20 protein-coding genes and 1 tRNA gene are annotated in these 22,488 nt (G+C 49.7%); 9 read left to right on the plus strand and 12 right to left on the minus strand.

The window, feature by feature from the left end; all coding sequences use genetic code 11:
- Positions 1-42: 42 nt before the first annotated feature.
- Both GQE98_RS05675 and GQE98_RS05680 read right to left on the minus strand, forming a co-directional pair.
- On the minus strand, positions 43-561 hold the full coding sequence (locus GQE98_RS05675) for a GNAT family N-acetyltransferase (RefSeq protein WP_161314648.1): 519 nt from the start codon (positions 559-561) through the stop codon (positions 43-45).
- A gap of 5 nt (positions 562-566) precedes the next feature.
- Positions 567-1,457, minus strand: coding sequence for an N-formylglutamate amidohydrolase (locus tag GQE98_RS05680; protein ID WP_161314649.1), 891 nt, complete (start codon positions 1,455-1,457; stop codon positions 567-569).
- A 106-nt stretch (positions 1,458-1,563) separates the two neighbouring features.
- Here GQE98_RS05680 and GQE98_RS05685 point away from each other — a divergent pair, with 106 nt between their 5' ends.
- Positions 1,564-1,935 (plus strand): response regulator, encoded by a 372-nt coding sequence (locus tag GQE98_RS05685; RefSeq protein WP_161314650.1) that lies wholly within the window; start codon positions 1,564-1,566, stop codon positions 1,933-1,935.
- Positions 1,936-2,043: 108 nt separating this feature from the next.
- A tRNA-Val gene (locus GQE98_RS05690) sits at positions 2,044-2,120 on the plus strand.
- 80 nt (positions 2,121-2,200) lie between these two features.
- On the opposite strand, the gene GQE98_RS05695 is transcribed toward GQE98_RS05690, so the two are convergent.
- On the minus strand, positions 2,201-2,743 hold the full coding sequence (locus GQE98_RS05695; RefSeq protein ID WP_161314651.1) for a hypothetical protein: 543 nt from the start codon (positions 2,741-2,743) through the stop codon (positions 2,201-2,203).
- 341 nt (positions 2,744-3,084) lie between these two features.
- Between GQE98_RS05695 and GQE98_RS05700 the strand changes: the two genes are divergently transcribed.
- Complete coding sequence (locus GQE98_RS05700; protein WP_161314652.1) at positions 3,085-3,708, plus strand: DUF4136 domain-containing protein; 624 nt, start codon at positions 3,085-3,087, stop codon at positions 3,706-3,708.
- Between the two features lie 11 nt (positions 3,709-3,719).
- On the opposite strand, the gene GQE98_RS05705 is transcribed toward GQE98_RS05700, so the two are convergent.
- Both GQE98_RS05705 and GQE98_RS05710 read right to left on the minus strand, forming a co-directional pair.
- Complete coding sequence (locus GQE98_RS05705) at positions 3,720-4,181, minus strand: DUF3237 domain-containing protein (RefSeq protein WP_161314653.1); 462 nt, start codon at positions 4,179-4,181, stop codon at positions 3,720-3,722.
- A 275-nt stretch (positions 4,182-4,456) separates the two neighbouring features.
- The gene (locus GQE98_RS05710) at positions 4,457-5,326 is read right to left on the minus strand and encodes a mechanosensitive ion channel family protein (RefSeq protein WP_161314654.1); all 870 of its coding nucleotides are present in this window, start codon (positions 5,324-5,326) and stop codon (positions 4,457-4,459) included.
- A 236-nt stretch (positions 5,327-5,562) separates the two neighbouring features.
- On the opposite strand from GQE98_RS05710, the gene GQE98_RS05715 reads away from it, so the two are divergent.
- The 3 genes from GQE98_RS05715 to GQE98_RS05725 all read left to right on the plus strand — a co-directional run bounded on the left by GQE98_RS05715 (position 5,563) and on the right by GQE98_RS05725 (position 11,288).
- Positions 5,563-6,729 carry an MFS transporter gene (locus GQE98_RS05715; protein ID WP_161314655.1) on the plus strand — a complete coding sequence of 389 codons (1,167 nt, stop codon included), beginning with the start codon at positions 5,563-5,565 and terminating at the stop codon, positions 6,727-6,729.
- A gap of 76 nt (positions 6,730-6,805) precedes the next feature.
- A complete protein-coding gene (locus GQE98_RS05720) occupies positions 6,806-7,948 on the plus strand; it encodes a CaiB/BaiF CoA transferase family protein (RefSeq protein ID WP_161314656.1) in 1,143 nt (380 codons plus the stop codon).
- A 109-nt stretch (positions 7,949-8,057) separates the two neighbouring features.
- Positions 8,058-11,288 (plus strand): hypothetical protein, encoded by a 3,231-nt coding sequence (locus GQE98_RS05725; protein ID WP_161314657.1) that lies wholly within the window; start codon positions 8,058-8,060, stop codon positions 11,286-11,288.
- A gap of 303 nt (positions 11,289-11,591) precedes the next feature.
- Here the strand turns inward: GQE98_RS05725 and GQE98_RS05730 are convergent, their stop codons facing one another.
- Complete coding sequence (locus GQE98_RS05730) at positions 11,592-11,849, minus strand: acyl-CoA carboxylase biotin carboxyl carrier protein subunit (protein ID WP_343044163.1); 258 nt, start codon at positions 11,847-11,849, stop codon at positions 11,592-11,594.
- 83 nt (positions 11,850-11,932) lie between these two features.
- Positions 11,933-13,753, minus strand: a complete 1,821-nt coding sequence (gene typA, locus GQE98_RS05735) for a translational GTPase TypA (RefSeq protein ID WP_161314659.1) — start codon at positions 13,751-13,753, stop codon at positions 11,933-11,935.
- Between the two features lie 244 nt (positions 13,754-13,997).
- Here typA and GQE98_RS05740 point away from each other — a divergent pair, with 244 nt between their 5' ends.
- Both GQE98_RS05740 and GQE98_RS05745 read left to right on the plus strand, forming a co-directional pair.
- A complete protein-coding gene (locus GQE98_RS05740; RefSeq protein WP_161314660.1) occupies positions 13,998-15,167 on the plus strand; it encodes a M20 aminoacylase family protein in 1,170 nt (389 codons plus the stop codon).
- Between the two features lie 44 nt (positions 15,168-15,211).
- Positions 15,212-16,003: an enoyl-CoA hydratase gene (locus GQE98_RS05745; RefSeq protein ID WP_161314661.1), complete on the plus strand. Its 792-nt coding sequence runs from the start codon at positions 15,212-15,214 to the stop codon at positions 16,001-16,003.
- Between the two features lie 24 nt (positions 16,004-16,027).
- Here GQE98_RS05745 and dgcA read toward each other — a convergent pair whose 3' ends face one another.
- The 5 genes from dgcA to GQE98_RS05770 form a co-directional block, all read right to left on the minus strand.
- Positions 16,028-17,014 carry an N-acetyl-D-Glu racemase DgcA gene (dgcA, locus tag GQE98_RS05750; protein WP_161314662.1) on the minus strand — a complete coding sequence of 329 codons (987 nt, stop codon included), beginning with the start codon at positions 17,012-17,014 and terminating at the stop codon, positions 16,028-16,030.
- Entirely contained in the window at positions 17,011-18,012 is a 1,002-nt protein-coding gene (dgcN, locus tag GQE98_RS05755) for an N-acetyltransferase DgcN (protein WP_161314663.1), read from the minus strand. Before dgcN ends, dgcA begins: the two co-directional genes overlap by 4 nt.
- A 29-nt stretch (positions 18,013-18,041) precedes the next feature.
- A complete protein-coding gene (locus GQE98_RS05760; RefSeq protein ID WP_161314664.1) occupies positions 18,042-18,638 on the minus strand; it encodes a gamma carbonic anhydrase family protein in 597 nt (198 codons plus the stop codon).
- Positions 18,639-18,710: 72 nt separating this feature from the next.
- On the minus strand, positions 18,711-20,495 hold the full coding sequence (locus GQE98_RS05765) for a putative bifunctional diguanylate cyclase/phosphodiesterase (RefSeq protein WP_161314665.1): 1,785 nt from the start codon (positions 20,493-20,495) through the stop codon (positions 18,711-18,713).
- A gap of 490 nt (positions 20,496-20,985) precedes the next feature.
- The gene (locus tag GQE98_RS05770) at positions 20,986-21,366 is read right to left on the minus strand and encodes a c-type cytochrome (RefSeq protein ID WP_161314666.1); all 381 of its coding nucleotides are present in this window, start codon (positions 21,364-21,366) and stop codon (positions 20,986-20,988) included.
- Positions 21,367-21,672: 306 nt separating this feature from the next.
- Between GQE98_RS05770 and GQE98_RS05775 the strand changes: the two genes are divergently transcribed.
- Entirely contained in the window at positions 21,673-22,446 is a 774-nt protein-coding gene (locus GQE98_RS05775) for a DUF6969 family protein (protein ID WP_202526101.1), read from the plus strand.
- Positions 22,447-22,488 lie beyond the last annotated feature (42 nt).

The following is a 22,488-nucleotide window of genomic DNA, read 5'->3' on the forward strand; positions in this document are numbered from 1 at the left end:
AACTTCCTCCTGATCCAGGAGAAGCAAATGTCGCGCCAGTTTTTATTCTTCAATCAGGTTTTTTTGCATTATCACCGTATCCACCCAGCGACCATGCTTGTAGCCAACAGCTTCCAGAATGCCGACAAGGCGAAACCCGAGACTGCGATGTAGCCCTATTGATCCCCGGTTGCCTGAATCCCCTATGACTGCGACCATTTGATTTTTGCCAGCGTTTCGGCATTCTTTAATCAGCGCGGAAAGAAGGGCTTTCCCAACTCCATTTCCCTGCATTCCCTCCCGGACGTAAACGGAATTTTCCACTGTATTCTGATAGGCGGGCCGGGGGCGATATAGGCCTGCATAGGCAAAGCCAGCAACCTGCTCGTTCTGCTCTGCAATTAGATACGGAAGTTGTTGCTCCAGGATAACATTCCGGCGGGCCGTCATCTCCATGATGGTCGGAGGTTCAATTTCAAAAGTGCCGAAACCCGTCAAGACGCTTGTCGCGTAGATATCGGCGATAGGGGCAATATCTTCAGCCGTTGATGGCCGCACAATTGTGGTAATCTGTTTGTTCATCAGCGTTAAGCCGTTCGCAAGGAGCTGTAATCCGAGCTCATATCTCGCACAAGTCCTGCGATTGAGTTTTTTAGAATGTTGAAGCCTTCCGTTGGCTCCAGGGTTCTCTGGTTCATATAAAGTGCACGGTTTATCTCAATCTGAAGAGCATGGATATTTCTGTCGGGATCGCCGTAATGAGATGTGATATACCCGCCAGCATAGGGAGAGTTCTGGCCGACATGATAGCCATAACTCTCAAGTCTTGTGAATGTCTCTTTAAAAAGATTCAGTCCACAGGAAGTTCCATACCGATTGCCAAGAACAATATCCGGTCGTTGCCCTTTGATCCCTAAACGCATACCAGTTCTCGCAGGGAAAGCCTCAGGCATGGAATGGCAATCGAGCAAAAAGATAGACCCAAACTTTTTCCGGCCTTCGTCCAGAAGTTGGCGAAGCGCGTGATGATAAGGAAAATAACATTCGTTTATACGCCGTTGGGCTTCTTCAAAGTCTAGTTTGCCGCCATAAATTTCCTGACCCACGCCAACAACTTTCGGAATAGTGCCAATACCGCTTGCCAGGCGTGGACTGGCCGACACTACATAGTCAGGCAAGGGGGTCTTGTACATTTGCGGGTCAAGCTCAAAGGCTTCGCGGTTGGCATCACAGTAGGCACGGGGGAAGTCTGCGCAAATTAGAGGAGCGCCATAATCGGGCGCGCATGCAAATAATTCGTCGACCAGAAAATCTTCTGACTGGCGCAGCCGGTTAAAATCCAGCATTGAGCTTTCAACGAAGTCCGTTGGATAATTACGGCCACTATGCGGTGAAGAAAAAACGAACGGAACCCGCCATTCCTTGGGCCAACTAATCTTTACTGGGGATGCAAATGCCACCATGATTGAGTTGCTCACCTGTCGTGCCAGTTTAAAATTTTTTACGGCTCATTTTGCCAGCAGCATTTGGATAGTATACTCTAACTCCGACTTGTATTTGAATGACAATTATGTAGATTTTTCCATGGCGCGTATTTTGCTTGCTGAAGATGATGAAAATTTGAGGCCTTTTTTGGCGCGTAGCCTGGAAAATGCCGGGCATGAGGTTCTCGCCTTCAGCGATGGAGAAGATGCATTGCCGGCGCTTGGCGCGGGGCAGGTAGACATCTTGATCTCCGACCTTGTGATGCCGGGGATGAACGGAATTGAGCTTGCCCGTCACGCTCGGGACAAAGATCCGAGCCTGCCGGTCATCTTTATAACCGGCTTTTCAGCGGTGGCGATGGAGGCACTGGATACCATAGATGGTGTTAGTAAGGTTCTCTCGAAACCATTTCATCTTAATTCCCTTGTCGAGGCTGTACGGAACGCCCTGGATGACCGAGCCATATCCTGATCCCATTGAAAATTTTCTTTATCCGGGGCTTGATCTAGATAGGGCTTGCAATGGTCTTCACAGCGGATTATAAGTCGCCAATTCCCGCCGCAAATGATGCGGAGATACGGGCGTATAGCTCAGTTGGTTAGAGCGCTGTGTTGACATCGCAGAGGTCACAAGTTCGAATCTTGTTACGCCCACCATTCCCAAGACATTGAGATATATTTAGCAAGACAGCAAAACGAGCCGACGCGGTCGTTTCGATTTTACGTTATCACTTGGTTTATTGTGCCGCTGCGTTCTTGAGTAAGGTCGGGCTGCCAAGTGGAAAGCGAAGCAGCGTTTGTTCCACGCTTCCTTGGTGAAGAACAATTTTCCATTCCATGACAAAGACGGAAGGTGCCTTTGGCGGTGTTGTAAGCAATTCACCGGTATTAACATTGAGGTACATCAGCTTGTGAGGCAACGGGCCAGCTTTAACTGTCAGATATGTCGCATCTGAACTCTCAATGACGATACCTGGCTTGGGCCAGTACTCGACATCCATAAGTAACGCACTCTCCGCAATGAGGGGGCGAAAGATCGGTGAGGAAACACGGTAGGCGGTTTTGGCAGTCAGATTGCGTTCTTCCAGCAATCGGGGAAGATGGGACTTGTCCCTTTCCGATGGCATGAATGATACGACATTATCGATGATTTCCGCATCATCCTTGACCAAAAATGTCTTGATGCAGGGATAAATCCGCTCTCCGATCTGTGTGTAAAACAAATCACCATACTTGATGTCTGTCAGGAATGCTGGCTTGCCAATAAGATCTACATTCATTCTTGTGTTTGCCTTCACTACGTCCTGATTTTTAAATATATCAATAGGTTAATATGAAGATTCGACTGCCAACCTCTTTTTGCCGCCAGTGGAGGCTGGCATTTATTCTTTGCAATCGTCCCTGCATATTTATTGCGGGGTGACTCGGACGTTTCAAAAAGTCACCCAGAAATTGTATATAAAATTTGAATCAAAGTAAAAATAATTGCCATTCATGGTTAATACTGCAGTCGACTATACCAATAAAAATCCGGGCAATTTGGCAAGCTCATATTGATTGAGACCACTCCGTGAACAATATTAAATGAAGATTCCATTCAGGAACCTGTTGGAGTAAATTTATGAAGTTCTTTGTCTTACTAATCGCCGGCATGCTTTTGACTGCATGCGCCAATCCGACGGTAGAAGCAAATGTCACATCCTTTTTTACGCCGGATCTTGCCGGTATCAAGGGGAAGAATATTGTTATACGCGCTCATCCGGAGGCCAAAGAATCGAGCCTTGAATTCTTGAATTACCGGCCGAAAATAGCTGACAAGCTCCGTTTGGTCGGGTTTGTTGTTCAGGAGGAGTCGCCTGATCCGGACTATATCGCCTATGTCTCCTATGGTGTGGACGGAACTGAACCGCGGTCAACAACCACCTCTTCTCCTATGTTCGGAGGCTTGGGGCTTGGCGTATATGGCGGCAGTGGGCCTTATTATGGCGGCTCAATCGGGCGAACCTATAACACGCAAACCTGGGTCGAATATAACCGGTTCATCGCGATTGATATTGTTGAAGGTAAGACGAAGAACTCCCCCAACCCTGTACGAGTATATGAAGGCCGCGCGCAGTCTGCTGGACGATGCCCGACGCTTACCGGTGTGTTTGACGAGGTATTGGATGCCTTGTTCCAGGATTTTCCCGGTATCAACGGCAAAACCGTATTTGTGAGCATTCCCTGGGATGGATCCTGTGAATAGAGGCGATATATTTATTCGACTTTAAAGACGCTATATTTTGGTCCCTGACTATTGCGTTCTCCCGTACCGAGGAAGAGGTACTTATTAAGCCATAGGTGGGAGGCAGCTGAGGTTTCGAAACGCGGCATGATACGGAAGTAAAACTGACTGGGGTCGATTGCTTCTCCTCTTGCCAATTTTTCCATAACTTCTTTTGGTCCATGGCGAAGGCCTTCATATCGGGCATAGATAAGCCCGCCGTCTTCAGTCTCAATGGTTATGCGGACGTCAAGTTGCATAACGCCATCATCTCGCACCAGAAGCCAGTCTGCGCCACCACTTTGTATGTGTCCATTCAGCATTGGACCTTCTACAGTGCCACCGGTAACTTCGGCAATTAACCGTCCGCCCTGCGGTGTCTTGCCAAGGTCGACAATAGGCGACTTGACGGAGAGCTGCATATCAAATGCATGCGCGAGCTTGAGTTCAGGCATAAGTTTGTCCTCTTTATTAATTACTTTTTATGGACGAGGTCGGTTGCCTTGCTGGCAACAGTCAGAATAACTGTAATTGTAAACGCTGTAGGGATTGGGGTTCTCAACCGAAAAATTCGCGCATCCTAACAGGAGGAAAGCGGCACTTAATATTAATACAAATTTCATTTGATCTGATCCCTGTTCCCTTTGCGGCCCCACTTACCGAGGAGCATATATAGATGTTACCAGAATTCTGGCTTACTTGTGAAGATTCACATTGTACCGGGTTTTTATTAAACAGGCGGTGGCGTTGCGGGGTTGGTATCTGCGTTCAACGGGGGCAGGGCAAGGCTCGTCCCGTCGAATTTCATTAGTTTAATACCGTTCTCATGTAACGCGCCATAAATTGCGGCGTTTATTACGTAGCGATCTTCAAAATACTGGAGACCCGGAACCCAGACACGTGTGCCGATGACAAGTCCGCCATAAGTGAAGTCCTGGATACCGACCTGTGGTGGCTGGGTATTCTCATCTCCGATAACCTTGGTAACGGCTTCTTGCACCAGCTTGATAACGCGGTTAGGGTCGACATCGGCCGCAATGCAAAAGTTGCTCTCGACTATCCGAACTTCCATGGAATTAACGATAACCTGTCCGACAATTTCCTTATTCGGCACAGCGATCCGCTCTCCGTCCTCGCCGGTAAGAAAAGTAATGCCAAGCGTGATCCGGTCGACAACCCCACTTACTCCCTGGACTGTGATGACATTACCAATAACGAAAGGGCGGGTCAGGATAATGGCAATACCTGCGCCGAAATTGGATATTGGTCCCTGCAGGGCGAGGGTTGCGCCGAAAGTGACGGCACCTGCAAGTGCAATCAGCGGAGCAATGCTCACTCCGAAATTCCCCAAAGTGATAATAATCAGGAGAACAATCAGCACAGCCTTGACAACGCTTCCCAGAAATTGGGAGAGAGTGACATCAATATTCTTTAACTGGGCAAAGGTTATAAGACGATTGCCAATCCAGTTAATGACCACCAGGCCGATCAGCAAGAAGACTATGGCACCTAATATCTGAAAGCCATATTCCGTAGCGAAATCGGTAGCGATGTCGATCCAGACCGAGACGGTCTCGATATTCTCATTTACTTTATCCATTGTCTTTATTCACTAATCTCTATCTAGTCGCCTAAAAGTTTTCTATTGAACTGCCAGTTCCATCTATTACGTCCGTCGCGCCCTTCGTATGAATAAAGGCAAATTCTAACGCGCCGATTAAGACAGAGAATATCCTGGCAGGCAAATATTTATCCCCGTAATAAATCCTGCCGCTTTACAGAATGGATCCGTGCAACTAGGAATGAATTCTCTCTGATAGCCGAAAGGCGCCTTTCGTGCCACTGTTACCGTCCGACGATTTTTTGGTATCTCTGCGACTTGCGCCTTTTTACATCGCGTTGTTTCTTATTATCGGGTTTCAATTGCCTTTCTGGCCGGTCTGGCTTTCCTACAAGGGATTAACCGCGGAAGAAATTGGCATTGTCCTTTCGGCACCTGTCTGGTCAAAGATACTGTTTACCCCAATAATTGCGTCCCTTTCAGATCACCTTGGTCGGCGGCGGGCACCACTGGTGATTATGTCGCTGATTTGCTTCGCCCTCTTTCAGCTATACTTCCTTGTTGACGGCTTTATGCAGATTTTCTGCGTGGCTCTTTCAATTGGTATTTTTATTTCATCTTTTACCGCGCTTGGCGACAATCTGGTTCTTACCCTTGGTCTAACTCGAAATATAGACTATCCACGCATCCGGCTATGGGGCTCGATATCCTTTATCGTGGGGTCATTTTTTGGCGGCCAACTCCTAGCCGGCCTGTCACCTGACTATATCCCAGCCATGCTTTCTGCCGCCTACCTTCTTTTGTTTCTATGCTGTCTGCTGCTTCCCGAAATAGAAGTGACCCGGGGTGATAAAAGCAAGAAGGGGCTTCGTCGCCTGCTAAAATGCCCGCCATTCTTGGTTTTTCTTTTGGCGGCGGGCCTCATCCAGGGAAGCCATTCCGTCCTTTACGCAGCAGGAACACTTCATTGGCAAACGCAGGGAATTAGTGATGCGACCATTGGATTTCTCTGGGCTGAAGGGGTGATCGTTGAAATTATTCTATTTGCCTGTGCCCGATATTTATTCAAATCCTTTAGTCCCATACATCTTATAATCCTCGGCGGTACTTCCGGAATGATAAGGTGGGCAGTTATGGGCTTTGCGCCGGATATTCCTGTTCTTATCCTGATCCAGATGCTTCATGGGGTCACTTTTGTGGCCACCCACCTTGGTGCCATGCGCTATATCATGGAAGAGCTACCTCTCGAGGTTTCGGCGCGCGCGCAGGGGCTCTATTCCGCTATTTCTCTTGGGCTGATCATGGGCGGCGGTCTGTTTTTCTCCGGGTACCTTTATGAAGGCTTTGCAGGGCATGCCTATTTTTTCATGGCTGGGAGTTGTGCCGCCGCCTTGCTAATATCTCTGTATTTGCAAAGACGGCCTGAACCGTTGCAACTTTAGGGGATGACAGTTCAAACCGGAAAGGTGTAAATTGACGGCAATTATCTCGGTCTAACATAATAAAAAGGGAAAAATAATGGGACCATTAGCTGGATATAAAATTGTTGAAATGGGCGGGATTGGCCCTGGTCCGATGTGTGCGATGCTGCTTGCGGATCTCGGTGCCGACATTGTTCGTATTGATCGGCTGTCGGATCCTGGTCTTGGCAGTATGCCCAGCTCCCGTAATAGCCTGTTGATGCGCAGTCGGCGCTCTATCGCTGTAGATACTAAAAGCGAAGCGGGGCGTGAGGTTGTACTTAAACTGATCGAACAGGCTGATGGACTCATTGAGGGGTTTCGTCCTGGCGTGATGGAACGCATGGGATTGGGTCCGGAGGAGGCCTTGAAACGCAATCCGAAGCTTGTATACGGACGGATGACAGGTTGGGGGCAGGATGGCCCGATGGCGAAAGCGGCAGGGCATGATATCAATTATATTGCTCTTTCCGGTGTGCTGCATGCAATCGGGCGGAAAGGTGAGACCCCTGTTCCCCCGCTCAACCTTGTTGGAGATTTTGGCGGCGGTGCGCTGTATCTCGCGCTTGGTCTTGTTTGTGGTATTCTTGAAGCTCAAAAATCAGGAAAAGGACAGGTCGTTGATACCGCGATGGTCGATGGCGCGGCCTCTCTGATGACAATATTCTTTGGCTTGATGGCGGGGGGCAACTGGAAAGATGAGCGTGGCGTCAATTTGCTCGATACAGGCACCCATTATTATGAGGTCTACGAGACGGCAGACGGTAAATATATCTCGCTCGGCTCTATTGAGGCAAAGTTTTATAAGGAGTTGCTAGAGCGCACTGGCCTCGACAAAGAAGATCTGCCCCCACAGACGGATCCCAAAAGCTGGCCAATCCTGAAGGCGCGCCTGACGGAGATTTTCAAGACGAAAACACGTGATGAGTGGGATGAAATAATGCTGGGAACGGATGTTTGCTATGCACCTGTCCTGTCCATTATGGAGGCGACGCAGCATCCGCATAACACTCACCGGAAGACCTTTGTCGAGTATGAAGGTATAGTTCAGCCCGCGCCGGCTCCGCGTTTCAGCCGGACTGAGGCGTCTATCCAGAGCCCGCCCTGCCTGCCGGGGGAGCATACGGTGGAGGCGATGCGGGACTGGGGAATTGCCGATGCCGCCATAGATGACCTGCGTAATGCCGGTGTTATCAAGTGATCGTTTTTTAAAGGGTTTCCAGATTCAGGAGGGGTTCCGTTAATCAGAAAACTTGACGCAGCGAAGCTTTTGCGGAACCCTTCTCTGATTGTTTAGTAGGAGAGGGGTGATGTTGCAAAAACATCAGAATGTTCAAATTCGCAGCGGCGAGAGTAAGCCCGTCGCGAAGACAGGCGTTATGTCGCAAAAACCAACGAAAAATAAGGGGTTATCCGGTGCCACCTGGCTGTTCGGTATCGGTGTTCTTTTGACATTGGTGTGGCTTGTTGCGGTTGGCGCGTTTGTCTATACAAGAATCGGCTGGCCCGATATTCTGCAGGTTGCTCCTTTTGATCTTGGAATCATGTTTCTTGGTGCTTTCGCACCGCTTGCCTTTCTCTGGTTATTGCTCGGCTATTTTTATCGCGGACTTGAGGCGCGCCTGAAAGGCAATGCCCTTGACCAGCTTATGGCCAATCTCGGGTACCCGAGTGCGGACGCCGAGGTTCGTGTTGCACGACTGACTGCAACGCTGGAGCGTCAATCAAAATCCGTGCAGGAAAGTACTGAGAAGGCCGCCAGTCGCATTGAAGATGCCTCTGATCGCTTGGAAAAGCAGGGGAATGCGGCCAGCTCTGTAACAGATGGGCTAGTTAAAACCTCTGATCGGATAAAAGATGAACTTGAAAGCCGCGAACGGCAGATTACCGTACTAATTGATAAGATTAATGAGCAGGGTACCCGTCTTAATGACGCCATAACGCTGCAAACCAGTAGCCTCCATAGCGCGGCCAGTGAAACGGAAGATCGCAGCAAGGCCGTTCAAGATGCGCTAGCGGCGCAGATCGCGGCGCTTGAGAATGCTATTCGTGCTGCCGATGAGAAATCCAAGGATATCACCCAAATTCTTGGCGATACCAGTGAGAAAATCTTTGTAAGCGCAACCCAGACACTTGAAAAGACCACTGCGGTAAAAGACGCTCTTGGCGCGCAGATCAAGAGCCTTGAAGCTGCTGCGGACGAACTGCGCCAGAAACTTGAGGATGGGACTACGCATCTTGGCGAACGCGGACAGGAAATTGCCAATATATCTCGTAATTCCTCGAACGAGCTCTCCAAGACCGCCGATATTCTATTGCAAAGTACAACCGATTTAAGCATTGCAAGCGATGAAGGGGTTACTCGTCTTAACGCGCTCCGTAACACTTTGATAAACAGCATTAATGAGGTTGATAAGGCGCTGGATCAGCTCGAAAGTCGCGAAGGTGGTTTATTACAGGTGGCGAAGGATGCTGAAACCGGTGCGAATGAGGCCGCCGAAGTATTGCGACAGAATACGCAGGGCCTAGCCGTCAAGACCAGTGAAATGACGGAACAAATGCTGCTCAACAGCATGAAGCTTAAAGATGAGACGGTCGCGCTGGATGATGTTTTGAAATCTACAGGGCGCAGTTTGCAGGCAATCGACCAGAGTCTCCGTGATGGGAAGGAGTTGCTTGACGCCGCAGGTGATAAGTCCTTGCGTAATGCCGACCTGCTAGGTGAAAAACTGGCGAACCATGCGATGAACCTGAATGACGCTTCCGAGGCAACAGGCGCACGGACGACCCTTATTCAGGAGCAACTCCGGAACCAGATCGCGGTTTTTGAACAGGCATCACAGCAGATTCTGGAGATGTCACGGGAAATCAGTGAACGGCTTGAAAAGGACGTAACGCTGCTTAATGACGCCAGCACCGATACTAAAGGCCGGATTGCCGAGGTCGGGACAAGCTTGCAACAACAAGCGGAGGAGCTCCGGCAAACTTCTGATGCGGTTACAGGGAAAATGCGCGAAGCAGGCGAGGAATTGCGCCGTGAAGGCTCGGAGATTGAAGTGAGCGCAGACAAGGCGTCGCGCACTTTGGTGTCTGCCAGTGAAGCACTCACCAAGCAGCAGAAAGAACTTGGTGTTTCTGCCGATCATTCCAAAGGAAAGCTTGCCGCTGCGATCGAGGAAACCATACGCTATCATCAGGACTTTATGGCCACGGCAGAACGGGCGACGTTGCAGGCACGACAATCGGGTGAGGCAGCATATTCCCAAACTGCGGAACTTGCCAAGACTGCAGAACGAGCTTCCGCTGAGTTGCGCGCGATGGGTGATCAGGCTTCTGATCATATCGAGCAGTTGAATATGGCCGCTTCCAAGGCTGAAAACCGGGGTAGCCGACTTGCGGAGGTCACGCGTTCTTCTCTTGCCAATATCAGTGAAGCGAGCGGCTCGGCCAAGGTGCATATGGAAGAACTTGCTGATATTTCCGTCCGCGCAAAAGATCATGCAGAAGCCATGGAGGAAATCCTCCAGCAGGAAACTTTGGCTCTTTCCGCTATTGCCCGACAACTGACCGAGCAGGTGGAGACTGTCGAGAAAACCTTGTCCGAACGCTCCTACATGCTGGACCAGTCTGTAGATCAGGCATCTGAAGCAAGTGAGCGTTTCCATCGTCGCTCCGTTGAGCTTGCGAAGGCCAGCGAACTTATGATCAAGGGTATTCAATACGCAGATCAGGCTTTGGCAAAACACAAAATGGAAATTGATGATACCCGCCGTCATATTCATGAAGACCTCGACCGGGTGACAATAAAGATATCTGAGGCTGGCAAGCAGGTGAAGGAAACTGGCTCCGGGGCGGCGGATCTATTTCACGGAAAGGCGGAAGATTTAATCCGCTTTACCAATAAAGCCAACGAAAGTGCACGGGCGTTGGGTGAACAATTTGAAAGCCAGCATAAGAAACTCGCTGAATCCGTCAAACTTGTGGAAAATACACTTAATCATTCCGCGGTCATTCTGAAGGAAGAAAGCGAAGCATTTAAATCCGCAGCGGAGAAGGCGGCGGAGGATGCGCTGTTATCGGGGCAGAAAATTGAACAGCAAACCACGAATCTGACAACTGCAGCGGCACGGGCAAAGAAAGAAGCGGATCGCCTGAGCGAAAAGAAGAACAAGATTCGCAATGAACAGTTCATGAAGTCAACTGCCTTCATTATGGAGAACCTCAATTCCCTGACCATCGATTTAAACCGGATCATGGACAGCAACCTTTCCGAGGAGCTGTGGCGCCGCTATCGAAAAGGAGAAAAGGGAATCTTTACGCGGAAACTTCTCAAAACACGCGATGCGGACAAAATTCGTGCGCGTTATCGGGACAATGGTGATTTCCGCCGTTTTGCCAATCAGTATGTGTCAGAGTTTCGTGAAATCATGACCGAGGCAGGGTCCGTCGATCATTCGGAGTTGCTGTCTGACGCCTTTATTACGGCTGATGTGGGTAAAGTATACCTCCTGCTCCAGGAGGCCCTGGAAGGCCTGGAGTGACAATAGAGGGGTAGTCAAATGAATAGCATTATAGAGCATTTGGAAGATAGCGCCTAAACACAGGGGTCCTGTGTTTAGGTATATCCTCGCCATCAGATACGCCGCTTCTGGATGTTTCCCTTCAAGGAGCGATCTGTTCGCGGCTGATCTTCGCGAGCATCGATTTCCTGATTATACAGGCGGCGTATCTCTGGTTTGTCTTTCGCAACGCCACAGGCCATAAATGGCATGCTCGCGAAGAAACTGTTCCTGATCCGGTGACCGGGTTCTGGTCGTTTTTTTCCGGGTAACTTTAGGGAGTCTTCAGGCTTCTATACGTGCAATGACCTGATCTTCTGCAACAGCATCGCCTTCTCCAACCAGAATTTCCTTGAGAGTTCCATCAGCGGGTGCCCCAACCGGAATTTCCATTTTCATGCTTTCTAGAATGACAACTTCATCATCCTCTTCCAGTTTTTGTCCGACTTCAGCTTCGACTTTCCAGACTTTACCCGCAACTTCGGCAATTACATCAATCAACGCCATCTCAACCCTCGTTTGGTTTTTTGTTATTCTTTTGATCGATGTATGTTTTCACAAGACGCACTTATTCGCCACCCTTATTTTAGGATGTTGCAATTGCTTGCGACCTTCAGTGATGAAGACTAGATGGCAACCTTCTCTCGGGAAGCCTTCTTGCGCTCATGCGGATCAAGATGGCGCTTGCGCAGGCGGATGTGATTCGGCGTAACCTCCACCAGCTCGTCATCGTCGATATAGGCGATCGCTTGTTCAAGGCTCAGTTTGCGTGGGGTTGTCAAACGCACTGCTTCATCAGTTCCCGAGGCGCGGATGTTGGTCAGCTGCTTCGCCTTCAACGCATTGACTTCCAGATCATTGGGGCGGTTATGTTCGCCCAGGATCATGCCTTCATAGACGTCAATGCCACTTCCGACGAAGAAGAAACCACGTGCTTCCAGGTTCCAAAGTGCGAAGGCCACGGACTTGCCTGTTGAGTTGGAAATCAGCACACCGTTGCGCCGACCGGGAATCTCTCCCTTATGGGGCACATAGGAATGGAAAAGCCGGTTCATAATACCGGTTCCACGCGTATCGGTCAGAAACTCGCCGTGATAGCCAATAAGCCCGCGGGTGGGGCAATGGAATGTGATCCGTGTCTTGCCGCCACCAGAGGGGCGCATATCGGTCATCGCGCCTTTGCGAAGAGCAATTTTCTCGACGACAACGCCAGAGAACTCATCGTCCACATCAACCACAACTTCTTCGATTGGCTCAAGTGTCTCGCCGTTCTCACCTTCGCGGAACAGGACTCTTGGGCGGCTGATGGATAATTCGAATCCTTCACGGCGCATTGTCTCGATTAGCACGCCCAGCTGTAATTCTCCGCGGCCTGAGACAATATAAGCATCTGCATCCGCACTATCTTCAACGCGAATGGACACATTGCCCTCGATTTCTTTCAAGAGACGTGCGCGGATTACCCGGCTCTGTACCTTGTCGCCATCGCGCCCTGCGAGTGGTGAGGAATTGATTGCGAATGTCATGGAGATTGTTGGTGGGTCAATTGGCTGCGCATCAAGTGGCTCGGTCTCTTCAGGTGTTCCGAGTGTATCAGCAACAGTTGTTTTAAACAGTCCCGCAACGGAGACAATATCTCCGGCCCGCGCTTCTGATATTATTTCACGCTCTAGTCCCCGAAAGGCCATGATCTTGGTTGCACGGGCATCCTCGATCTTGCCGCCCTTGCGGCTCAACCCCTTGATCTGGTCATTTGTCTTGAGAACGCCACTTTCCACACGACCTGTTAGCAGGCGGCCAAGATAGGGGTTGGCTTCAATCGTCGTGACAAGCATACGAAAGGGAGCTTTCTCGTCAACCTCAGGTGCCTTCACATGTTTAACGATCAGGTCAAAAAGCGGATGGAGGTTTTCCTTGGGTTCGGATAAATCCGTTACAGCCCAACCTTCCTTGGCGGAGGCATAAAGTACAGGGAAATCAAGCTGATCCTCATCTGCATCAAGTGCGACAAGAAGATCGAAGCATTCATCCAGCACTTCATCTGAACGGGCATCAGGGCGATCCGCCTTGTTAATGACAATAATTGGTTTCAAGCCAAGTCCGAGAGCTTTCTGCGTTACAAACTTGGTTTGCGGCATTGGCCCTTCGGCCGCGTCCACCAAGACGACGACACCGTCGACCATGCTGAGAATGCGCTCCACCTCGCCGCCGAAATCGGCATGGCCTGGCGTATCGACAATATTAAGGCGATATCCTTCCCATTCGACCGAGGTGCATTTGGCGAGAATTGTAATTCCGCGCTCACGCTCCAGATCGTTACTGTCCATGGCCCGTTCGGCCACATTCTGGTTGTCCCGGAACGTCCCGCTCTGTTTCAAGAGTCCATCCACAAGGGTTGTCTTCCCATGATCAACATGGGCGATAATAGCTACGTTCCGAATTTCCATGATATATTCTTCGTCTTTGTAAAAAGCGCGCGCAGTATAACGCTGATCGCGGGATTAGCAAGCAATCCTTTCGCACTTGCACACAGGTTTTCTCATATAGTCACGAAAATGAAAAGTAAAAGGTTATTCTGACAAATGAGTTATTTGTTCTGATTAAGTGAATGCAGCGGCTCGCATTGTTGCCAACCCACCGAAAGGGTGGCACCATTACAGTTAAACCTAAAACAAAAAGAAAGGGAGCCGAATGCCCGTCTACAACCGAATAGCCGAAACTCATGACGATATGCAGGCCTGGCGGCGGGACCTTCATCAGCATCCGGAACTTTGTTTCGAGGAACGGCGTACGTCCGCGATCGTTGCAGAAAAATTGCGCGACTGGGGCATTGAAGTGCATGAAGGCATCGGCGTAACCGGTGTCGTCGGCGTCTTGAAAGGGCAGGGGAACGGCAAAAAGACCATTGGTATCCGCGCCGATATGGACGCCTTGCCGATGCAGGAGCTGAACGATTTTGACTATAAATCGACTATCGATGGGAAAATGCACGCCTGTGGTCATGACGGTCATACGGCGATTTTGTTGGGTGCCGCAAAATATCTGGCCGAAACACGCAACTTTGACGGAACAGTTCATTTCATTTTTCAGCCCGCCGAAGAAGGCGGCGGTGGCGGAGATGCTATGGTCAAGGACGGCTTGTTTGAGCGATTCCCCTGCGATGGCGTTTATGGTCTCCATAATCAGCCGGGCATGCCACGCGGCACCTTTAATGTTCGGGCAGGGCCGATAATGGCATCGGCCGATACTGCGGTGATAAAAATAATGGGGAAGGGTGGTCATGCTGCCTATCCGCATTTAACAAATGACCCTATTGCCGCAGGAGTTCAGCTTTATACGGCGCTGCAAACCATTGTCGCGCGTAACGTTGGTCCTGTCGACAACGCGGTTGTCAGTGTTACGCAGTTTGAAGCGGGCAGCGGTATAAATATTATTCCTCAAGAGGCGAAACTGGCCGTATCGATTCGGGCAATGACGGCGCAGATCCGAGATTTAATCGAGGATCGTGTCCGGGAAATCTGCACCGGTGTCGCGGCTACGCATGGAGTGGAGATCGCTCTTGATTATCAGCGCCGCTATCCCAGTGTTGTTAATCATGAGAAAGAGACCCAAATAGCCGCCCGTGCCGCGATCGAAGTGGTTGGGCATGAAAATGTGAATATGGAAACACCCATCCGGATGGGCAGCGAGGATTTCGCTTTCATGTTGGAAGCCTGCCCGGGCTGTTATTTCTTCCTCGGCACAAATGATGAGACACATTATCATGCAGTTCATCATCCGGAGTTTGATTTCAATGACGAGGTTTTGTCGATTGGTGCCAGCATCTGGGCCCGGCTTGTCGAGCAACAACTGCCTCGCTGATAGCGAATTTTCTCTAAGATAAATATAAAAAAGGAAAATAAAAAATGTCTGATGTACTTCTTGAAACAATTGAGGACGGGGTTGCCACTGTTACCATGAACCGGCCCGAGGCGCGTAATGCCTTTACTCGGGAAATGATGGAGGGTCTCAGTGAAAAATTGTCCCGCCTTGCCAAAGATAACTCAGTCCGCGCTGTTGTCCTTACCGGTGCCGGTGGGGCTTTCTGTGCAGGCGGTGACGTGAAGGGTTTTGCCGCCAATGCTGGCGCGAAAGTTAATATGGACGAGCGAATACAGGATTTACGGGAACGTATGGAAGTAAGCCGCTTGTTGCATGAAATGCCAAAGCCGACACTTGCTGTTATTCCTGGCCCAGCTGCAGGTGCGGGATTTTCTCTTGCCATGGCATGTGACATGCGTATTGCGGCGGATGATGCCAAGATAACGACAGCCTTTTCGAAGGTCGGCCTTTCAGGCGATTTCGGTGGTTCCTACTTCCTGACCAAACTTCTTGGTGAGGCGAAAGCGAAGGAGCTTTACTTCACCGCGGATGTGGTGCTTGGCAAAGACGCCGAAGCCCTCGGCATGGTCAATAAATCTGTTCCGGCGGATGAGCTTCCTGCCGCAGCAGCGGCTATGGCCAGTAAACTTGCCAGCCTACCAACTGTTGCCATTGGTTATATGAAAAAGAACATAAACACTGCCTCCGAGGGGAGTTTATCTGAAGTACTGGACTGGGAAGCCAACCAGATGATGCGTGCCTTCGAAACAGAGGATCATAAAGGGGCCGCTCTTGCTTTTGTCGAAAAGCGTGCGCCTGAATTCAAGGGGCGCTGACAGGTGACGGGGATAGCCTGACCGCTATCCCCATAATTCACGTGAGGGAGGGTGCATTACGCTACCGTCGAAATGGATGCCATTCTCCCGGTCTTTTTCAAGAAGAAGCGGGCCATCAAGATCAACGAACCGGGCGTAAGATGAGAGATATAGGGCCGGAGCCATGCCAAGACTGGTTCCCAGCATACAGCCGACCATGACGCCAAGACCGAATTCTCTCGCTGCGTTGGCGAGCAACAAAGCCTCCGTCAAGCCCCCGGTTTTGTCGAGTTTGATGTTGATGTAATCGTAAAGCTCTACGACCTCATCGAGGGTAGCGGTGTCATGGGCGCTTTCGTCGGCACAGATAGGAACAGGCCGATCCATCTCACCGAGAATAGAGTCCTCGCCTGCGGGCAGTGGCTGTTCGATCAATTCAACACCGAGGTCCGCCATTTTAGGGCAAAATTCCCGCATCATATCTGCGGTCCAAGCCTCGTTCGCATCGACAATCAGGCGAGTTCGCGGCGCCGCATTGCGTACTGCTGCCACTCGCTCGAGGTCACCTTCGCCTGCCAACTTGAGCTTGAATAGCGGGCGATTACTTTGCGCTTTAGCTGCAGCTCCCATATTTTCCGGTGTATCCAGAGAGAGCGTATAGGCGGTAATTGTTGGCCCCGGGGCTGGAATGCCCGCAATCTCTGCGACGGTTTTACCCATCAGTTTGGCTTCCAGATCCCATAGTGCGCAATCAATGGCATTGCGGGCGGCACCGGATGGCATGACCGTTAGCAGGCCATCACGGGTCAATCCGTCAGCAATGAAATCACGAACGGTAGTTATCTGACCGAGAACAGAGCGGACACTCTCGTCATAGCGTGCGTAGGGCACGCACTCGCCGCGCCCTATTACGCCATTCTCTGTAATTTCAACGACAACTACTTCGGCGGATGTTTTTGCCCCACGACTGATCCTGAAGCTCCCGGTAATTGGCCAGCTTTCCGATCTTGCCTCCAGTGTTCGCTTGTTCATGCCAGATTATCAACAATCGGCGCTGTCCCATCCTTAAAAGGATCGACTGCCGGAAGCCCAAGTTCTTTCTCAACTTTCGCGAGATAGGCCTGCCGCTCGTCCTCTTTAAGAGCAGAGGTGTTAATCGCGACGCCGACAAATTTGGCATTTTTATTGGTCAGCCTGGCGCTTGTGAGATTAAGCTCCATGCAGGTTTTAAGGTCCGGTAGAGGCTGGTGGGGCAGGCCACGCATGTGAGTGCGTGTTGGTTCATGGCACAGAACAAGCGCATCGGCTTGGGCGCCGTGCAGAAGGCCGAGGCTTACACCCGCAAATGAGGGGTGGAAAAGCGATCCTTGCCCTTCGATAATATCCCAGTGGTCGGGGTCATTTTCCGGTGAAAGTTCCTCAACCGCCCCCGAGATGAAATCAGCGACTACGGCGTCGATAGAAATCCCGGTTCCAGCAATGAAGATTCCCGTTTGGCCCGTTGCCCTGAAATCCGCTTTCATGCCACGATCGCGCATTTCTTTCTCAACCGCGAGCGCTGTATACATCTTGCCGACGGAACAGTCCGTTCCTACCGCAAGTAATCTTTTGCCCTGACGTGGCGTTCCCTTACCAGTCGGAAGATTGCGTGATGGATGGCGTACATCGAAGAGAGCGCGACCGTTCCGTTCCGCAGCTGCCTTGATTTCCGGCACGTCACCAAGGCGCATATGTAGCCCGCTTGCCACATCCATGCCCGCATCCAATGCGTCCACAATGACAGAAATCCAGTGATCCGGCAGGAAACCACCAGAATTGACAATGCCAACAACCATTGTCTTGGCGCCGTTTTTTATCCCCTCTGCGATGGTCATATCCTCAATGCCGAGATCCGCGACGCATCCTGCCAGTTTTAATTGGCCAATACACCATTCAGGACGCCAGTCGACAATACCTTTCGCTGTCTTGGCGGCCAGTTGATCTTCGACGTCACCAAGGAACATGAGGTAGGGGTTTTGCATTTCCGTCATATCGCCTCTCAATAAATTAATAGCCCAACTTAAACAGAAGATTTTTGCTCTAGGGCGGTCTGTTCTTTCTGGAGTTTACCTATTTCGCGCTGCATTTCCATCAAGCAATCTTCGGAGGCCCATTCCCGATGTTCTCCTCGCGTAAAGGCAAGTGCGTTGCGATAATACATGAAGGCGTTTAGTCGGCAACGGGCATAATTATTTTGTGTTCGAACAACCTTACCCGGTGTGCCCATAACGATTGAATTATCCGGAATTATCGTCCCTTCCTTGAGGAAGCAATGCCCTGCGACAATACAGTTATCCCCGATAACACAGCCATCCATGATCGTTGTGTTAATACCGATCAGGCAATTATCACCGATGGTACATCCGTGCAATGTGCAGTGATGCGTAATAGAGCAGTGAGAGCCGACTATTGTCCCGGTTGACTCACCTATATGAATCATGACGAAGTCCTGAATATTGGAATATTCGCCAATCATCACTTCTTTGGATTCCGCGCGAATGACTGTATAGGGCCAAAGCGACGCACCCTTTTCGATGCTGACCTTACCGTATATCAGGGCGCTTGGGTGAAGATAGGCGGCCTTATTGATGGTGACGTCTGGACCAAACTCCGACATTCGAAACTCCCTTGGTTTTTTGATATTCTCAGGGATATATGTCGCGGCGTCAAACGGAGTTTGGAAGAGAATTTATTTCAATTCATCTTTCCAGGGCTGAGTGATAATCCAGCTGTTAAATGCTTCGAGATCAATTGGTCTGCTCATGAAGTAGCCTTGGGCAACATCACAGTCGAGAGCTTCCAGGACTTTCCATGTTCGCGCATCTTCCACACCTTCGGCAACAACTGAAAGGCCGAGACTTTTTGCCAGGTCTAGCAATGTACGAACAATCACTTCATCATCTGCAACTTGCGTCATATTAAGGACAAAGCTTTTGTCGATCTTAATCTCGTCGAACGGAAGTTTGCGTAGATAGGCCAGTGACGTATACCCGGTGCCGAAATCGTCAATCGAGAGTCGAACACCCATTTCATGAAGCCGGGTCACAATTTCCGTTGCTCGACTTACATCTGAGATAATCGCGCTTTCCGTGATTTCCAACTTCAGTAGTCCAGCGGGAAAACCCGTTTTCTCCAGTTTTTTCGCCACCATATCCGGGAACGCGGGATTATGCAGGATTAATGCTGAAATATTAACTGAAACCGAGAGCCTCGTTCCTTGGGCCAACCAAGAGCTTCCCTGTATAATTGTTTGCTCCAAGACCCATTCCGTCAATGCATCAATGGAGCCGGATCCTTCGGCTAAAGGAATAAAGCTATCTGGAAAGATGAGGCCTTGTTTCGGATGCTGCCAACGAACCAATGCCTCGACACCGATAACCTGTTGATCGCTAATTCGGACAATCGGCTGGTAATTAAGTACAAGCTGGTTGTTTTTTACAGCGTCCGGCAGGTCCTGGGCCAGCCGTAGTTGCTGGCGTCGTTCAAGGTCGTCTTGGTGGGTATAGACGGTGAAGTGTGTTTTATCCCTTTTTGCCGAGTAAAGCGCGGAAATGGATTTATGAAGCAACCCGTCGGCGGTGTCATGGTCGTCAAGCTGGGCAAGGCCAATAGTCGCGCTTACATCCGTTTTCTGGCCTTTAATAATATAGGGTTTGCGGATTTCATGCATGAGCCGTGCAGCAATATCGCTAGCTTCCGGGCTGGAGTCCTGATCAACTGCTAGCAGAGCGAATTCATCATCCCCAAGGCGCCCAACGATTGAGTTATAGGGGGCAAACTTGAACAGGCGCTTGGCAACTGTTTTCAGAACCTCATCACCAAAGTCATGACCACGACTTTCGTTCAATTCCTTGAAGCTGTTCAAATCGAGGATGATCAGTGATACAGATTTTTTTGCACTATGTGCTTTCTCAATTGCCTTTGCCATGCGCACGCGGAACTTGCTGCGCCCGGGCAAGGCCGTGAGAGGATCCTCCTCAATAAATGCGGACAATTCCATTTCAAGTATCGCCGTACGGTTATTCAGCTTGCAGAGTCGATCAGCGTTGAAAAGCGCTGTTTCAAGACGTTCTGCGGTAAGGTCATTACTGGCTATGTTCTCGGAGGCGCCGGCGCGAAGAAAGTTGAGGGATCCATCAATAACGATTACCGGCAAGAAGGGCGGCTTGTTGGAAACTTCAGTCAGGATTTCTTTGTACTCATTGCTGCCGCGTGTGCCGTCAATGATGATGCAGTTGTAGACACCGGCTGCAATATCTTTTGCAACGGAATCGCTGTAGATTGCTTCATGGGCAGCAACCGGGATGTTGATTTCATCGCAAAAATTGAGGATGTAATCGTCCGGTTCCAAGATCAACAGCTGCAACTTGCTGTAGTTTAGCTTGAGAACATGGTTGTCCGGCGCCGCGGACCGATGGATCCCAGCGGGACTATGGCCCGAAAGCTGTTTTGATGCTAAACCTCTGGTATTCAATGGACTATTTCTCTATCGAAGTTAAATATATTAACAGTATGTTTCACGGCGATGTCGGTTGTCTCGTAAATAACGTATAAACCTAGTATGTAAAGAAGGTCTTAATTTTCATAATAAGAAATAATTGCCACTCTTTCTTTACAAGATAGAGAGTGACAGAAGGCGAATAATTACCAATTACGTCTCTATTCAATGTGAATATAGGCCATATTATGACGGAGACAAATTTGCCGGGAACAGTAAGATAGGGAAGTGGGGGAGTGCCGTTTCGAGCAGAACTCTGCGAAAGGGAAAGTTTTTACAACCTTGCTTGATGTAGTGGCTGAACAAACAAGGGCCAGTATCGAACCAAGAGGGAGGGTCGTTCTTGATCACTGTTGAAAAGCTACAGTCGCGATCGGTGTCCGTTCACGACGGCTACCGATCTATAGCGAATGTTCTAGAGCGAACGGGAATAATACAGTTTTCGTTTATTTCAAATTAGTTCTACTTATTGGAACGTCTTCAGATAGGCGATCAGGTTTTCCCGGTCACTTTCTTTTTTGAGACCTGCAAAACTCATCTTTGTGCCTTTGACAACCTTTTTCGGCTTTTTAAGGTATGCATTTAATGTCTCGTCATCCCAGGTGAGATCCGCAGCCTCCATTGCCTTCGAGTAGTTATAGCCTTCAACCGAGCCTGATTTTTTTCCGACAACGCCAAAAAGATTTGGGCCGATCTTATTCTTGCCACCTTGTTCAATAGTGTGGCAGGCCGTGCATTTTTTAAAGACCTTCTCGCCTTTCTTGACGTCGCCATCCGCGTGTGCCGTCGTTGCCGCTAGAGAGACTGCAAGGGATAATCCCAGAGAAGCCAGCTTTAACATTTTCATTGTTTATTCCTTTTGCAATTTATCAAGGCGTAACTAATTTCCAAATGGGATAGCATAGTTGGTATGAGTGGAGTAGGGGCATAGTGTCGCGGCACAGCTATTTTAACAACACATTCCATCACCTTACCGTGAAAGACCGTTTCGTTGCGTTTATCGACGTTTATATTGGTGTAGCAAGGAAGCTAATTGAAAAACCTTAAAGCCGATCACTGTTTATTTTCTCGCTTCTTTGGCAGCAGATGTGGTTGTGCCGGTTAGCAGCCATCCGCATGCGGGCCGTTTGGTAATGAAGGAATAGGGACTAAAATGAACAAGATAGATAGTCTTGGAGATGGTGCAGAGAGCAGGATAATAAAAAATTCAAAAGACTTGCGGGAAGTATTGAGAGGCATATCCCCAGAGCGGATGGCTCGTATGAATACGGCAGCGGATGAGATATTAGAATGCTACCGTGTGCTGAAAAAAGGCGATGCGAATATTGTGGGCGAAATTCTGAAAGGTCAGGGGACATTCTACGAATGGGACCATTATCCGGAAGGTGATTGCTATGATAGTGAAACCCACGCCCAGTATTATTACCATGCCCATCGGGCTGGCGAGCATGGGCATTTTCATACCTTCTTGCGCAAAAAGGGTATGCGGATAGGGGTTGAGCCAGTTCCTTACAACGGCGATACCGAATGGCCGACGGAAGAAGACGAAATTATTTGTCATTTGATCGCAATCTCGATGGATAGCGCAGGGTTTCCAACAGCACTTTTTACGACAAATCGCTGGGTTACTGGAGAAAACTGGTATGATAAGGCAGATGTAATTGACATGCTCGATAGGTTTATTATCGACCATAGCACCCCGTCATGGCCCGCGAACCGCTGGCTTACTGCAATGCCGATCATATTTCGCCCCCAAATAGAACAGCTGATAGTTGCGCGTGATGCAAAAATCATTGAATGGCAATCGCAAAAGCCTGATGTGGATGTATTTGAGGATCGAGATTTGGAGATTACCAGTTTGCTTGAAATCAGCGTTGAAGACCAGATTCGAGCAATTAAAGAAGTAATCGGAGGGCGTCTGGATTAAAGGAAAATTAACATAATTTAGCGAGAATAGCGGCTCCGAACA

It is taken from the genome of Sneathiella litorea, from assembly GCF_009882915.1.
Lineage (GTDB): Bacteria > Pseudomonadota > Alphaproteobacteria > Sneathiellales > Sneathiellaceae > Sneathiella > Sneathiella litorea.